This is a genomic window from Flavobacterium erciyesense (assembly GCF_018069925.1).
Classification (GTDB): Bacteria; Bacteroidota; Bacteroidia; order Flavobacteriales; family Flavobacteriaceae; genus Flavobacterium; species Flavobacterium erciyesense.
Genome location: NZ_JAGPXB010000018.1, coordinates 17,691 through 34,234, shown reverse-complemented (window position 1 = coordinate 34,234; position 16,544 = coordinate 17,691). Strand labels below are relative to the sequence as shown.

Sequence of the window (16,544 nt, the reverse complement as noted above, 5' to 3'; positions counted from 1 at the left end):
TCTATTTATTGTATTAATTGGGCAAGGAAATTTTCATCCATTGCTGTAAAATCGGTAAAAATGTATTTTGCCTCGTGCAAGGTTGCAGCATCACCAATTCCAACGCTAGTCATGTTGGCAATGTTTGCGGCTTGAATTCCTGCTACTGAATCTTCAAAAACAATAGCGTTTTCAGGTGTTGCGTTTACAAGTCGGGCTGCGGTTAAAAATACTTCGGGATCAGGTTTGGCATTACTCACATCATTTCCGTCAACGATGGCATCAAAAAAAGAGGCAATTCCGGTTTTTTCTAAAATGGGTCTTGCATTTTTACTGGCTGATCCTAAGGCAATTTTTTGACCTTTTTCTTTTAAAAATTCTAAAACAGGAACTACTCCCGGTAAAATTTCGCTGGAATCCATGTCAACTAAATAGGATAGGTAGTCTTCGTTTTTTTGAAAAAGCCATTGGTCTTTTTGTTCTTGCGAAGCATCTACTTTTCCTAAATCTAAAATGATATCCAAAGAGCGCACGCGGCTTACTCCTTTCAATAATTCATTGTGCTCGTGTGTAAAATCGATGTCAAGTGAATTGGCAATTTTTTTCCAAGCCAAATAATGGTATTTAGCGGTATCTACAATTACGCCGTCAAGGTCGAATATAAATGCTTTAATGTTATTCATTTAAATTAATTTTCGATTTGTCATTAATGGTTAAAGCTATTAGTCCGGCAAGAATCATAGATGCTCCACCAATAAGTAAAGCATAAATAGGTTCACTGTTAAAAAATTGAGAAACTAAAAACCCTAAAATAGAAGCTGCTACTAACTGAGGAATTACTATAAAAAAGTTAAAAACTCCCATGTAATACCCCATTTTGCTAGATGGTAATGAACCTGAAAGCATTGCATAAGGGATTGATAAAATACTCGCCCATGCAATTCCAACTCCAATCATCGGAAGCCATTCCATTGTGAAAACCGTTGGTTCAGAAATAAAATAAACAGAAATTAAACCTAATCCTCCACAAACTAACGCTACGAAATGAGTAAATTTTCTGCTCGTGTATTTAGCCAATATCGGTAAAAGGAATGCTGCTATCGCTGCAATTAAATTGTAGTTGGCAAACATTTCACCCACTTGATTTGCGCCAATATTGTAGGCTTCAGAGGTTGTGTCTGTTGTTTTGTAAATGTGTTGTGTAACCGCAAGCGTGGTGTAAATCCACATTGAAAAAAGTGCAAACCATGAAAAGAATTGTACCCAAGCCAATTGTTTCATTATTTTGGGCATGAACTGAAAATCATTCATTATCGTTACAAAACCATTTTCTGTATTATTTGCTTTTTGCAGTAAACCAGAAATCAGCATTGCTATTCCACCAAGACCAATTAATCCGATAGAAAGAACGTATAAATCCTTTTTCAAGTCATAATTATAAATTGCAAATGAGAATACAGCACTTACAACTAAAAATAATAATCCTTTACTTAAATGAGATTTACCATTTGCTAAAAACCATTCTTTCGAATGTGTTTCTTTTTGATAAGTTTCTTTGTTATGGTTTTCAAAAGCTTCTAATTCTGCTGGTGAATATTCTTTAGAAGTTAAAACTGTCCATAATACTGTTAGCAGGAAAGCTATTCCGCCAAGGTAAAATGAATATTTAACAGAATCAGGAATTACACCTAGTGGAGCGGTATTGCTTACTCCAAAATGCGTAAAAATTAAAGGTAGTTTAGAGGCAAAGTAAGCTCCAATTCCAATAAAAAAGCTTTGCATGGCAAAACCTGTGGTTCTTTGTGAATCAGGTAGATTATCACCTACAAATGCACGAAAAGGTTCCATTGAAACATTAATAGAAGCATCCATAATCCATAGCATACCTGCAGCAAACCACAACAGAGGAGAATTTGGCATTATGAATAAAGCGCCCGAGGCTAAAATGGCACCAGCAAGAAAATAAGGTTTTCTTCTTCCCAATTTAGTCCAAGTTTTATCAGAGAAATATCCGATAATTGGCTGAATTATTAATCCAGTCATTGGAGCGGCAACCCATAAAATAGGAATGTCATCAATGTTAGCGCCGAGAGTTTGAAATATCCTGCTAACATTTGAATTTTGCAGAGCAAAACCCATTTGAATTCCCAGAAATCCGAAACTCATGTTCCAAATTTGCCAGAAACTTAATCTACGCTTTTCCATTATCGTAATTTAAATATTAATACGATAAGCGCTATGCTTATCAAAACTTATCTTAATTTTCGAAGTAAAAGTTAAAGTTTTGAGGCGTAAATATAGAAAGATAATTGAAACTTTTATTTTTCAGAATCCAATACCAGCGAACTTTTTTAACTACAAGGTTGTAGTTGCGTAAAATTTAACATTTAAAAGCTAATTAGTTGATTCTCTTTCTATCAAATGAGTCTCAATTACTTCGGTTTTGTAGTTTTCGTCTTCTTCATCTTCATCCGCTTCAAGGCGATCAATTAACATTTTTGCAGCTTTGTTTCCCATTTTTATACCACTCTGACTTACAGTTGTTATAGTAGGAGTGGAGTATTTCGAAATGATTCCATCAGTAAATGCAATCACGGCTAAATCTCGAGGTACATTCAGACCGATTTTACTTGCTGTTTTGATGATAGTAACTGCGAATAATTCGTTAACGGCAAAAACGGCATCAATAGCTTTGTCTTCTAGAAGCTTACCAATCGTGATTTCGCAGGTATCTACATCTTCAATTTTGATAATTAGATTTTCATCAAAAGGGATGTCGTTGTCGAGCAATGCTTTTGTGTAGCCATCGGTACGGAGCTTGCCGACACTAACATAGTCTACGGTGGTAACAAGAGCGATTTTTTTTCGGCCTTTGTCTATTAAACTTTGAACGGCTTCATAGGCTGCTGATTGATCATCAATAATTACTTTGTCACACAAAATGTCGTTAGTCACACGGTCAAACATTACGACTGGCATTCCTTGATTGATTACTTCGGTAATGTGATGGAAGTCGCCTCTAAATTGTGTTTCTTTTGATAATGACATGATAAAACCGTCAATGCTACCATTGGCAAGCATCTCCATATTAAGGACTTCTTTGTCAAACGAATCATCCGAAAGGCAAATGATAACACTATAGCCATGCTCATTAGCGACTTGTTCGATACCATTAATTACGGTAGAAAAAAAATAGTGTACGATTTCAGGAATAATAATTCCAATTGCCTTGGTTTTCCTGTTTTTCAGGCTTAAAGCAATATTGTTTGGTTTGTAATTGTAAAATTTAGCGAAAGCTTGCACTTTTAGTCGGGTTTCTTCGCCTATTTCGAGACTGTTTCTTAATGACTTAGAAACGGTCGAAATAGATACGTCTAATTCCTTTGCGATTTGTTTAAGCGTTATCTTCCTTTTCATGCTTTGTGTTGTGTAATAATTTAATTCGTAATAAAGGTAAAATTTAATTTTACAAATGGTAAATAAAGCATTGAAAATTTCAATAAATCAGAAAGTTTTCAACACTATTACGTTTTCGTAACTGTAATAAAATGCGAGGCTATTGTGAGTCGCAAAATTTACATAGATTTAACATTCGAAGTAATAGTTAAGGGTGAAAACTCAACCAAAAAATTAAATTAAATTAGACAAAAAGTATGAAAACAATTTATAAAAAGTTGTTAATTTTAGTACTGCTACTCCCTTTTAGTGTTCTTGCACAGAGTACTGTAAGTGGGACTGTTTTGGACAAAGTTTCCGGACAGCCTATTCCAGGAGTAAACGTAAATGTGCAGGGTGCTGCCAATGGTGTTTCGACCGATTTTGATGGTAAATATCAAATCGGGAATGTAAAAAAAGGCGATAAACTTGTCTTTTCATACATCGGATATGCCAACACAGTAATTGATTATGTTGCTCAAAAAGTGGTTAATGTAACTTTACAAGAGGATGCTAATCAGTTAAAAGAAGTAGTTGTACAAGTAGGTTACGGTACTGTTAAGAAAAAAGATGCAACAGGTGCTGTAACGGTAATTTCGAGCAAAGATTTTAACAAAGGACCAGTGACCTCTGCAGATCAAATGATTCAAGGAAAAGTAGCTGGTTTGCAAATTACTAATGGTGGAGGTTCACCAGGTGAGGGCGCAAGTATTCGTATTAGAAGTGGGTCTTCGTTATCTGCGAGCAATGATCCATTATTTGTTATAGATGGAGTTCCTGTTTCAAACAGTGGTGTTGAAGGAGGTAGAAATCCATTAGCAACAATCAACCAAAATAATATTGAGTCGGTTACGGTTTTAAAAGATGCTTCGGCAACCGCTATTTATGGTTCACGTGCTTCTAATGGTGTAATCATTATTACCACTAAAAAAGGTAAAGCAGGTGATTTACAAGTAAACTACAGTGCTAATTTACAAGTGTCTGAAGTAACAAACCAAGTTGATGCTTTGTCAGCAACTCAATTTAGAGATTATGTAAACGCAAACGGATCAGCAACTCAAATCGCTTTGATGGGTACAGCCGATACGGATTGGCAGAAAGAAATTTACAGAACGGCAGTTGGTACTGATCATAACGTGGCTGTAAGTGGTGGAACAGATAATATCGTATATAGAGCTTCATTAGGATATGCTAACTTAAATGGTATTTTAAAGAGAGATAATTTACAACGTACTACTTTGTCTGCGGGAATAACTGGTAACTTTTTTGATAATCATTTGAAGGTAGAGCTAAACAACAACACTTCTGCTACAGAGAGTGACTATAGTAACCGTGGCGCAATTGGTGCGGCTATTCGCTTTGACCCAACTCAATCAGTTAGAAATGCTGACGGAAGCTTTTTTCAGTGGTATACAAATCCAACTACAATTAACCAATTAGCTGGTAGAAATCCACTTTCATTAATTGAGCAACAGAATAATTACGGTCGTTCATACCGAAGTATTGGTAACATTCAAGCAGAGTATAAATTGCATTTTTTACCTGAATTGAAAGCCGTTGCTAACTTTGGTTACGATCAATTATCAGGAAGATCATTTGGGAATACTGATGCTAATTATTTAAACGGACTTCCAGGATCAGGGTATAACAATACTTATTTGAGAACTCAGTCTCGTTTTAATAAAGTAATGGATTTGTACTTGAACTACAATAAAAAATTCGAATCAATTAATACGCAAGTAGATGTTACGGGTGGTTATAATTACCAAGAATTTAGAGAGAATTATTTTTCAACAAACTTTAATTTTCAAAGTAACAACACTACAAATCCGCCAAATTTCCCTTCAATACTTAATTTGCAGTCTTTATTTGCTAGAACGAACCTATCTATAGCAGATAAATACCTTGTTACTTTATCAATTAGAAGCGATCGTTCTTCAAGATTTAGAGAAAATTTCCGTACTGCAAATTTCCCTGCTGTGGCAGTAGCGTGGAAATTAAATGATGAAAACTTCTTGAAAAATGTAGAGACAATTTCAACATTAAAACTTCGTGGAGGTTGGGGAATAACTGGTCAACAGGAAATTGGTGGTGTTTATCCATCTATTCCATTATACTTGGCTTCGAATTCTGCTGCTCAGTACCAATTTGGTAGCGATTTTTATACTACATATAGACCTCTGCCATATAACAGCAACCTAAAGTGGGAGGAAACGACTACATTAAATGCAGGTATTGATTTTGGTTTATTCAATAATAGAATCACTGGTAGCGTAGATGCATATCAGAGAACAACAAATGATTTACTTTTGTATACTCAAAACCCCTCTTTCTTCGGGTTTTCTAATTTCGACAACTACAATGTTGGGTCTATAGACAATAAAGGGTTAGAGGTTATGGCAGAAGTTATTCCGGTACGTAATGACAATTGGGAGTGGAGAGTTGGAGGAAACATAACCTTCCAAAATTCAAAAATCACTAAATTAAGCACTACATTGCCAAACACTCCGGGTATCAATACAGGTGGATATGAAGGAGCAACAGGAAATACTATTCAAAACCACCAAGTGGGCTTTGCGCCAAGTTCTTTCTTCGTATACGAGCAAGCTTATGGTGCTGATGGTAAACCTTTAGACGGTGTATTTATTGATCGCAATGAAGATGGAATTGTAAACGAGCAAGATAAATACCGTTTTCAAAAACCAGCAGCTGATGTGTTTTATGGTTTCAATACTAGCGTGACCTACAAAAACATTGATTTTGGTATGACTTGGAGAGGATCTTGGGGTAACTACAATTACAACAACGTAGACTCAAGTAAAGGAGTTTCAAGTAATATCCTCATACGTAATACGGATTTAGCAAACGGAGTTGAAAACTTGTTAGAAACAGATTTTAGATCGAATGATACTAAGCGTTTCGAATCAGATTATTACATTCAAGATGCATCTTTCATTCGTTTGGATAACGTGAGTGTTGGTTATACTTTTAATCAAAACAAAAGATCAACTTCTTTGGTAAAAATGACTTTATCTGCACAAAATGTTTTAGTACTTACTAAATACGAAGGTTTAGATCCAGAGATTGGCGGAGGAATTGATAGTAATCTTTATCCAAGACCAATTACTTTTACGTTAGGTTTAAACGTTAATTTCTAATACAAAAAATAAGAACAATGAAAAAGATACAAATCAAATTATTGGGTGTTTCTTTGTTGCTGATGGTGATGTTATTCCCATCATGTACCAATGATCTTGAACAGTCTCCAGAAGGTAATACAGCCATTCCTGGTAATGAGTTTTTTAATACGCCACAATCCTACAAGCAATTTTTAGCAAAATTGTATGCCGGATTTGCTACCTCAGGTCAAACTGCTGCTGGCTCTCCAGATATTTCTGGAATTGATGAAGGAGAGAGCCAATACATCAGAGGTTTTTGGTTAATGCAAGAGTTAACTACTGACGAGGCTGTAATTGCTTGGAATGATGGAACTATCAAAGACTTACATTCGCAAACTTGGACTTCATTAGACCGTTTTATTACAGCAACTTTTGCGCGTTTCTCTTTTCAAGTAGTAAACTGTAATGAGTTTTTAAGACAAACGACAGATGAAAAATTAGCAGCCAGAGGTGTTACTGATCCTGCTTTATTAGCAGAGATTAAAACATTTCGAGCAGAGGCACGTTTTTTAAGAGCCATGACTTACTGGCATTTAATTGATATGTTTGGTGGTGGGTCATTAGTAACTGAGAATTCGCCAACCAATTTTTACTACCCTGAGTATGCCACAAGAGCCGAATTGTACAAATTTGTTGACGAAGAGTTAACAGCCATTACACCAGAACTAAAAGCACCTAAGTCAAACGAGGCTTATCGTGTGGATCAAGCAGCAGCTTGGATGTTGCAAGCTAAATTGTACATGAACGCAAAAGTGTATGTTGGTACAGATAATTATGCGGGAGCATTACCTTTAATTAATAAAGTAATTGCTTCAGGATATAGATTACATAACAATTACAACCAATTGTTTTATGCTGACAATGACAAAAATGGTGCTCAAAACGAATTCATTTTTGCAATAGCTTTTGATGGTTTAAAAACACAAACTTACGGAGGAACAACTTTCTTGACACACGCACCAGTTGGAGGTTCAATGAAAGCATCAGAATTCGGTGTAAATGGTGGATGGGCTGGTATTAGAACCACTTCAGCATTTGTTGACAAGTTTGAACCAAATACTACTGATGCGAGAGGTCAGTTTTATACTGATGGTCAAACAAAAGAGATTGCTGATATTGGCAATTTTACAGATGGATATGCAGTTCAAAAATTTAGAAATATCGATGTAAATGGAGTTCAAGGTTCTGATAAGTCAGGAGAATTCACTGATCAGGATTTCCCGATGTTCCGTTTGGCAGATGCTTATTTAATGTATGCAGAATGTGCCGTTGTTGGTAGAGTAGGTGATTTGGCAACCGCTAGAGGTTATGTGAATGCATTACGTACTAGAGCTAATGCTAGTACAGTTGCGTCATTAAATGCAGATGCTGCTGGCGCTAACTTAATTTTAGATGAAAGAGCAAGAGAATTACACTGGGAAGGTCACAGACGTACCGATTTAATTCGTTTCGGAAGATTTACAGGTGGTACGTATGTATGGCCTTGGAAAGGAAATGTAGCTGGTGGTGCTCCAACACAAGCGTTTAGAAACTTATTTCCTATTCCTGCTACTGCGTTGGCATCTAACCCAAAATTAAAACAAAACCAAGGATACTAATAATCAATTAATTATAACAAAATGAAAAATATAACTAAATCAGTAATTGCTTTATTTGCGGTACTTGCTTTGTCATGTAACGTAGAAGATGTAGAGGACAGACCAGTAATTCAGGGGATTGATACCCCAGAAATGGTAGCTCCAGAAAATGATAAATCATACGTTTTACAAGAAACTAATGCCAATAATGTTGCAGAGCGTTTCGTTTGGACAAAGGCAAACTATGATGGTGCAGTTGAAATTGGATACAAACTTTTAATTGATGTAAAAGGTGGTGATTTTTCAAAAGCTGTAGAAATTGGTGGTACTTCAGGTGCTACACAAGCAGAAGTAACTGTCAAAACATTAAACCAAGCTGTAATTCAATTAGGGGGTATTCCTGAGCAATTAGGGTCTTATGATGTTAAAGTAGTTTCAAGTATTGCTGGTATCGAGAAAATGATGTCTGCAAAACCATTAACAATTTTAGTAAATGCTTATACAGGTTTAGTACCATACGCTTTTACTGATTGGTATTTGGTTGGTGATGCAACGACTTCAGGATGGAATAACAATAACAAAAACCAACCTCTTTTTAGAAGTGGAACAAATGCAAACGTATACCAATTTACAGGTTTCTTTAAAGCTGGTGCATTTAAATTGATTTCAACGCCAGGACAATGGGCTCCAATGTATGGTAGAGGAGATAATGGTGCTATTGTAGCAAGACCAACTGAGGCTGATGCAGATCCATCAACTTTTGATATCGCTGCTGATGGTTACTATACTTTCTCTGTTAATATTGAAACTCTTAAATATACTTTAGTTGCTTACAACGCTGCTACAGCAGCAACTTTCCCAACAGTTGGTATTATTGGAAACAGTACACCATTAGGATGGGATGCTTCAACTCCAATGACGAAATCAACATTTGATCCTCATATTTGGACTATAGATGTATTGGCACTAGTTGATGGAAAAGCTAAATTTAGAGCTAACAATGCTTGGGATGTAAACTGGGGTGGTAATACTGCTTTTTCAGCTTTCCCAAATAATGGCACAAGTGGAGGAGATATTCCAGTTGCCAAGTCTAAATATAAAATTTTCTTCAATGATTTAGACGGTAGTTACTTGATGATTCCAAATCAAAAATAAATCGTTATTAAGAAAGGGCTGTCAATTGATAGCCCTTTTCTTTCTTACACAAATATTTATAACTATGAAAAAAATACTACTCTTTTTGTTTTTGTGCTTAGGAGTTACTGTTTCAGCACAACAACAAAACATACCTTATTCAATTAGTCCACCTACTTTTGAGGCGACTACTTCTATAACCATTACCATAAACGGTTCTTCTGTAAATGAGGCTTTATGGGGTGTTACAGGTAATGCCTTGTATCTTTGGTCTTGGTCTTTCGATATCAATAGAGCTAATTTGCAAGATTGTCCTACCAATGGTTCTTGGACCTCCTCTAACGAAGCCAACCGATTTACCTACAACTCAGCAACTGATACCTACACTAAAACTTTTACGCCAACCGTTTTTTATAACAGAGCATCAATTGGTAGAATTGGGTTTTTGGTAAAGGCCAAAGACGGAACGGGCGACAAAAAATCGCAAGATCACTTAGTTGATGTAGGTGTTTTTCAGGTTAACTTAACTAGTCCTGCTGAAAATAGTGCTACTATCATTGCCTCTGCTGGGAGTCTAAATATTGCAGCCAACAATAGTGGAGGCACTGCGAGTTATGTGCTTAAAGCAAATGGAGTAACACTTAATACTAATGCTGCTACTGCTAATTATAGTTTTAGTCATAGCAACATCACAGCTAATCAAAATTACGAACTTCAAGTAACGCAAGGAAGTACTGTAATCATTAAAAAATTCAGTGCTATTGTAAATCCAAATGCGGTTAGCGAAGCAATTCCTGCTGGTTTAGTTGATGGTATTAATTACAAATCAAGTGATGCAACTAAAGCGACATTGGTTTTAGATGCTCCTTTTAAAGACTTTGTGTATGTAGCAGGAAGTTTTAATAATTGGCAACCCACCGCAGCGTATGCCATGAAAAAAGATCCAAGTTCTACTAAATTTTGGTTAGAATTGACAGGTTTAACATCTGGTGTGAATTATACCTATCAGTATTGGGTAGTTGATCAAACTCCAATTGCAGGAACACCATCTTTAGTAAAAACGGCTGATCCTTACTCTACCTTAGTTTTATCTCCTTTTGATGATGGTGGTATTCCTGCTGCAAAATATCCTAATATGCCGGTTTATCCTGCGGGTCAGGAGCGTGAGGTAACCGTCCTACAGACAGGTAAAGCGCCATATGCTTGGAGTGCTGCAACAACCAATTTTGTTAAACCCGCTAAAGAAAAATTGGTGGTTTATGAATTGTTAGTTCGTGATTTTGATGCCAACCGCAGTTATCAAGATTTGATTAATAAAATCGATTATTTCAAGAATTTAAAAATTAATGCAATCGAATTAATGCCCGTAATGGAGTATGAAGGTAACGAAAGCTGGGGCTACAATACTTCCTTCCATATGGCATTGGATAAATTTTATGGAACATCAGATAAGTTGAAAGAATTTATCGATCTGTGCCATCAAAACGGAATTGCTGTTATTTTAGATGTGGCTTTGAATCACGCTTTTGGTAGAAACCCGATGCTTCGTATGTGGATGAATGATCCCGATGGTGATGGTTGGGGTTCTCCATCTACTGAGAATCCCTATTTTAATACTACAGCAATGCATAGTTATAGTGTAGGTGAAGATTTTAATCACCAACAACCAAGAACTCAAAATTATGTGCAACGCGTTATTAAACAATGGGTAGAAGAATATAAAATTGATGGTTTCCGTTGGGATTTAACCAAAGGTTTTACACAAAATTGTCCTGCAAATGTGCCGGGCGGTCAAGAAAATTGTACTGGTAGTAGACAACAAGATCGTGTAGATGTATTGCGTAAGTATGCTGATTATTCTTGGAATTTGGATCCTACACATTACGTGATTTTCGAACATTTAGGAGGTAATGATGAAGAGCAACAATGGGCTAATTATCGTTTGAATGAAACTCCTAGCAAAGGTGTAATGATGTGGGGAATTATGACTTTTGATTACAACAATCTTTCAAAAGGGAATTCTGGAAACATCTTTAGAATGAATGCTTCCAGCCGTGGTTTTAACGCACACCGTTTGATGGGTTATGCTGAAAGTCACGATGAGGAACGCTTGATGTACAACAATCTGCAATCAGGTAACTCAAGTAATGCAAACCATGATGTAAAGAATTTGAATGTGGCCTTGTCAAGAATGTCGGCGCTAGGTGCGGTTTCTCTTTTGGTTCCGGGACCAAAAATGATTTGGCAGTTTGGCGAATTAGGATGGGAAAAATCGATCTTTTCTTGTAACAATGGTACTGTAAACTCTCCGTCAGATGCTACTTCTGGAGATTGTAAACTAGACACTAAACCACAACCACAATGGACAGGCAATTGGTTAGGTGATACTAACAGAAGTAAAATTTACGATGATTGGGCTAAAATGATTACTTTGAAAACCATGGAGCCTGTGTTTTTAGGAACGGCGACTATTAACAACAGTAGTTCATTATTCCCAAATATTAAAATTACTAATAACGATCTTGCGTCAACTCAATTAAAAGACGTGTTGATTGTGGCAAACTTTAATGTAATTGCTCAAAATGTACCTTCTGGTTTTCCTTATACTGGAACATGGTATAATTTAATGGACAATACACCACTAACAGTAATTAGTACTTCGCAAACCATTACTTTGCAACCAGGAGAATTCAGAATTTATGGTAACAAAACGGCTACTTTAGCTATTGCTGACTATGAAAAAGCAGAAACTTTGGTTTTGTATCCTAATCCAGCAGCTTCGTATTTTACGTTGAATGAACCAATTGTAAAAGTAGAGGTTTATTCGATTACGGGTCAATTGGTTAAAAGCTTCAAAGGAACTGGAAATGTAGGACAATCCTTTTCAGTAAGCGATTTGAATCAAGGGCTTTATATCGTAAAGGCTACAAATGAAAACAATGCAGAAAAAGTGTTGAAGTTACTTAAAAACTAAACCTATTTGCTATAATTTAAAAAGGCTGCTTTAATTGTAAAGCAGCCTTTTTTTGTTTTCTGTTAAAGTTTTCCTTGCCTGATTTCGTCTACGATTTCAGGATTTAGCAAAGTGGTAATGTCACCAAAATTGGTATCATCTCCTTCGGCAATTTTGCGCAAAATTCGACGCATGATTTTTCCAGAACGGGTTTTTGGTAACCCAGATACAAACTGAATTTTATCTAATTTAGCAATAGGTCCAATATGATCGGATATGTGTTGGTTAATCTCTTTGCTTAGGTTATCTCTATCGCGATATTCTCCGGTTTCCTTTAAAATCACAAAACCATACAAAGCATTTCCTTTAATATCGTGCGGGAAACCAACGATAGCTGATTCAGCAACTGCAGGGTGTTCATTAATTGCATCTTCAATTGGAGCGGTTCCCAAATTATGTCCTGAAACAATGACAACATCATCTACGCGGCCAGTGATTCTGTAATACCCAACCTCGTCACGCAAAGCGCCATCACCCGTAAAATATTTTCCTGGAAAGGTTGAAAAATAGGTTTCTTTATACCTTTGATGATCACCCCAAATGGTGCGTGCAATTCCCGGCCACGGAAATTTAATACACAAGCTACCTGTTACTTGATTGCCTTCGATTTCATTTCGCTTTGGATCCATTAATACAGGTTGAATTCCCGGTAATGGTAAAGAGGCGTAAGTTGGTTTGGTTGGAGTGACAAAAGCAAGTGGCGAAATCATAATACCACCAGTTTCGGTTTGCCACCACGTATCAACAACAGGACATTTTTTATCACCCACGTGGTTGTTGTACCAATGCCAAGCCTCTTCATTGATAGGCTCACCTACAGATCCTATTACTTTTAAGGAGGTCAATTGGTATCTTTGAACATATTCGATACTCTCTTTAGCCAAAGCTCTAATAGCTGTTGGAGCGGTGTAAAACTGCGTTACTTTATGCTTTTCGATGGTTTGCCAAAATCTACTAAAATCAGGATAGGAGGGAACGCCTTCGAAAATAACTGTGGTAGCTCCGTTTAACAAAGGCCCATACAAAATGTAAGAATGACCTGTTATCCATCCGATATCAGCGGTGCACCAAAAAATATCGTTGTCTTGGTAGTTGAAAACATTTTTGAATGTATAGGCAGAGTAGACCATATAACCTGCAGTGGTGTGTACCATTCCTTTTGGTTTTCCCGTTGAGCCAGATGTGTACAAAATAAATAAGGGATCTTCGGCATCCATGATTTCAGCTACATTATTATCAATAGCTTCATCTAATAAAGGTTGGAGCCATTGGTCTCGTCCATCTTTCATATCAATTTCGCTGTGAATTCTCTTAGCAACCAAAACTTTTTCAACACTTGGGCAAGTTGTCAAAGCCTCGTCAACAATGCCTTTTAAGTCTATTGTTTTATTACCGCGGTAACCACCATCTGAAGTGATTACCATTTTACACGCACTGTCATTAATTCGCGCTGCTACTGCCGAGGCCGAAAAACCTGCAAAAACTACAGAGTGAATCGCTCCGATACGGGCACATGCTAAAGTTGCAATGGCTAATTCCGGAATCATTGGCAAATAAATACACACACGATCTCCTTTTTCAATGCCTTGATCACGAAGCACGTTGGCCATTTTGCTTACGCGCTCGTACAATTCGTTGTACGAAATATGCAAGGCTTCTTCATTAGGATCGTTTGGTTCAAAAATGATAGCTGTTTTGTCACCTTTTTTTGCAAGATGCCTGTCAATACAGTTTTTGGTTATGTTTACTTTAGCACCGGTAAACCATTTAATTTCGGCTTCAGCCATGTTAAAGTCGACTACTTTGTCCCATTGCTGGTACCAAGTAAAATTTTCGGCAGCAATTTTGTCCCAGAATTTTTTGGGTTCACGAATAGATTTTTTATAATGCTTAAAGTATTCTTCTAAGTTGTTTATTTGATAGTAACTCATGATTAGTAAAGTATTTTATGTGTTGTATATTCCTATTTTATGTTGTTGCAATGCGTTTTTTATTTCGTCAATTATGGCTTCGTCATCGATGGTAGATGGAGTACTAAACTCAGCACCGTCAGCAATACTGCGCATCATTTTGCGTAAAATTTTACCAGATCTTGTTTTGGGCAATCGATCTACAAGTACTACTCTTCGCAATGAAGCAACAGCACCAATTTGCTTACGAACCAGATTTACAATTTCATATTCTAACTGAAATTGCTCGATAGTACTTCCCGATTTGGCTACAATTAATGCTAGCGGTACTTGGCCTTTTAAGTCGTCATGAATGCCAATTACAGCACATTCGGCTACATTGTTATGTGAGGCAACAACCTCTTCCATTTCTGCGGTTGATAAGCGATGACCAGCCACGTTAATTACGTCATCAGTTCTTCCAGTAATAAACAGATAACCATCTTCATCTTTGTAACCGCCGTCACCAGACAAATAATAACCGTCAAATTTGCTAAAATAACTGGCTTGAAAGCGGGTCTCGTTTTCCCAAATTCCTAGTAAATTTCCGGGTGGCAAAGGCAATTTGATTACTACAAGGCCTTCTTCGTTAGCTTCTAATTCTTTTCCGCTTTCATCAAAAATTTTAATATCATATCCACAAACTGCTTTTGTTGCTGAGCCCGGTTTAACAGGAAGTGCTTCAATGCCTATTGAATTTGCGATCATTGGCCAACCAGATTCTGTTTGCCACCAATGATCAATCACAGGAATTGGGATGTGTTTTTGGTACCATTCAATCGTAGCTTGGTCGCAACGTTCACCTGCTAAAAACTGATTTTTAAGACAGCTTAAATCGTATTGTTTGATAAATATTCCATCTGGATCTTCTTTTTTGATGGCTCTAATGGCAGTTGGAGCCGTAAACATGGTGCCTACTTTATGCTCTGAAATAATGCGCCAAAAAGTACTGGCATCGGGAGTTTTTATTGGTTTTCCTTCAAAAATGATTGTCGTATTGCGGTTTAAGAGAGGTCCGTACAAAATATAACTGTGTCCTACGGCCCAACCCATATCAGATGCTGCCCAAAACGTTTCATCCTGCTCCACATTGTAAATGTGTTTCATTGAAAAAGTCAATGCCACTGCATAACCACCTGTGTCGCGAACAATTCCTTTAGGTTTACCAGTTGTTCCTGAAGTATACAAAATGTATAAAGGATGGTTAGAAGGTAAGGCCACGCAAGGTGTTTCGTCAGAGCCATACACCAAGGCGTCATAATCAACATCGTACTTTTTGAAGGGAATTCTAGCTCCAAGTTTTCGATTAAAAACAATTACTTTTTTAGGGCGGTGGTTGGCGAGTTCAATGGCTTCGTCCACCAATGGTTTGTAGGCTATTAATCGGTCGATTTCAATTCCCGATGAGGCTGTAATGATGGCTCTAGGTTTGCAATCGTCTATTCTGATAGCCAATTCATGAGGTGCGAAACCGCCAAATACAACAGAATGTATCACGCCAATACGAGCACAAGCCAGCATGGCAAAGGCCGTTTGCGGAATCATGGGCATGTAAATAATGGCTGTGTCTCCTTTTTTTAATCCTAAAGACAACAATCCTCCTGCTAGACAGGCTACTTCTGAATGAACTTCTGAATAAGTGAATTTTTGTATGGTTTGTGTTACTGGCGAGTCATAGATGAATGCTGTTTGATCACCAAATCCATCGGCAATATGCTTGTCTAATGCGAGATAGCAAATATTTAATTCGCCATCTTGATACCATTGCGGATAACCATTTTTGTCCTGAGATAAAATAGTTTGTGGTTTCTTGAACCAATCAATTTTTTCGGCTTGTGCAGCCCAAAATGCCTCTGGTTCGCTTATGCTGTGGTTATAAATTTCGTTGTATTTCATGGTTTATAAGGCGTAATTAATCTATTAATTCATGAACTTGTTCTACTAGTTTTTTAACAGAGAAAGGCTTTACTACATATAAATTGGCTCCAAGCGCAAGACCTTTCTCGATATCTTTATCTTTGTTTTTTGCCGACAGGAATATGACTTTGCAATTCTGGAGTCGCTCGTCTTTTTTAATTTGTTCTAGCGTAGCAAAACCATCTACCATGGGCATCATTACATCTAAAATAATCACATCTGGCAATTGAATGCTTAAAATATCCAATGCTTCTTGACCATCTCGAGCAATAAAAACTTCAAAATTATTCTTCTTGAAAGTATATTCGAGGGCCATAACAATGTTGGGTTCGTCGTCTACAATTAAAATCTTTTTCATCTT

At 36.8% G+C, this 16,544-nt stretch carries 10 protein-coding genes; 4 read left to right on the top strand and 6 right to left on the bottom strand.

Features of this window, described 5'->3' with window-relative positions; translation table 11 throughout:
* Positions 1-5: 5 nt before the first annotated feature.
* The 3 genes from pgmB to KBJ98_RS14230 all read right to left on the bottom strand — a co-directional run bounded on the left by pgmB (position 6) and on the right by KBJ98_RS14230 (position 3,396).
* A complete protein-coding gene (gene pgmB, locus KBJ98_RS14240; RefSeq protein WP_210791637.1) occupies positions 6-662 on the bottom strand; it encodes a beta-phosphoglucomutase in 657 nt (218 codons plus the stop codon).
* The gene (locus KBJ98_RS14235; protein WP_210791635.1) at positions 655-2,184 is read right to left on the bottom strand and encodes an MFS transporter; all 1,530 of its coding nucleotides are present in this window, start codon (positions 2,182-2,184) and stop codon (positions 655-657) included. The genes pgmB and KBJ98_RS14235 overlap by 8 nt, the downstream gene beginning before the upstream one ends.
* Positions 2,185-2,373: 189 nt before the next feature.
* A complete protein-coding gene (locus tag KBJ98_RS14230; protein ID WP_166135879.1) occupies positions 2,374-3,396 on the bottom strand; it encodes a LacI family DNA-binding transcriptional regulator in 1,023 nt (340 codons plus the stop codon).
* Between the two features lie 236 nt (positions 3,397-3,632).
* Here KBJ98_RS14230 and KBJ98_RS14225 point away from each other — a divergent pair, with 236 nt between their 5' ends.
* The 4 genes from KBJ98_RS14225 (at position 3,633) to KBJ98_RS14210 (ending at position 12,278) form a co-directional block, all read left to right on the top strand.
* Positions 3,633-6,572, top strand: coding sequence for a SusC/RagA family TonB-linked outer membrane protein (locus KBJ98_RS14225; RefSeq protein WP_210791633.1), 2,940 nt, complete (start codon positions 3,633-3,635; stop codon positions 6,570-6,572).
* 17 nt (positions 6,573-6,589) lie between these two features.
* A complete protein-coding gene (locus KBJ98_RS14220; protein WP_210791630.1) occupies positions 6,590-8,191 on the top strand; it encodes a RagB/SusD family nutrient uptake outer membrane protein in 1,602 nt (533 codons plus the stop codon).
* A gap of 21 nt (positions 8,192-8,212) precedes the next feature.
* Positions 8,213-9,325: a SusE domain-containing protein gene (locus KBJ98_RS14215; protein WP_210791628.1), complete on the top strand. Its 1,113-nt coding sequence runs from the start codon at positions 8,213-8,215 to the stop codon at positions 9,323-9,325.
* A 64-nt stretch (positions 9,326-9,389) separates the two neighbouring features.
* A complete protein-coding gene (locus tag KBJ98_RS14210) occupies positions 9,390-12,278 on the top strand; it encodes an alpha-amylase family glycosyl hydrolase (RefSeq protein ID WP_210791626.1) in 2,889 nt (962 codons plus the stop codon).
* A 62-nt stretch (positions 12,279-12,340) separates the two neighbouring features.
* Here the strand turns inward: KBJ98_RS14210 and acs are convergent, their stop codons facing one another.
* The 3 genes from acs to KBJ98_RS14195 are packed head-to-tail and all read right to left on the bottom strand — an operon-like array spanning position 12,341 to position 16,541.
* A complete protein-coding gene (gene acs, locus KBJ98_RS14205; RefSeq protein WP_210791625.1) occupies positions 12,341-14,248 on the bottom strand; it encodes an acetate--CoA ligase in 1,908 nt (635 codons plus the stop codon).
* Between the two features lie 15 nt (positions 14,249-14,263).
* Positions 14,264-16,162: an acetate--CoA ligase gene (locus tag KBJ98_RS14200; RefSeq protein ID WP_210791624.1), complete on the bottom strand. Its 1,899-nt coding sequence runs from the start codon at positions 16,160-16,162 to the stop codon at positions 14,264-14,266.
* Between the two features lie 16 nt (positions 16,163-16,178).
* Positions 16,179-16,541, bottom strand: a complete 363-nt coding sequence (locus KBJ98_RS14195) for a response regulator transcription factor (RefSeq protein ID WP_166135900.1) — start codon at positions 16,539-16,541, stop codon at positions 16,179-16,181.
* Between the last annotated feature and the right edge of the window lie 3 nt (positions 16,542-16,544).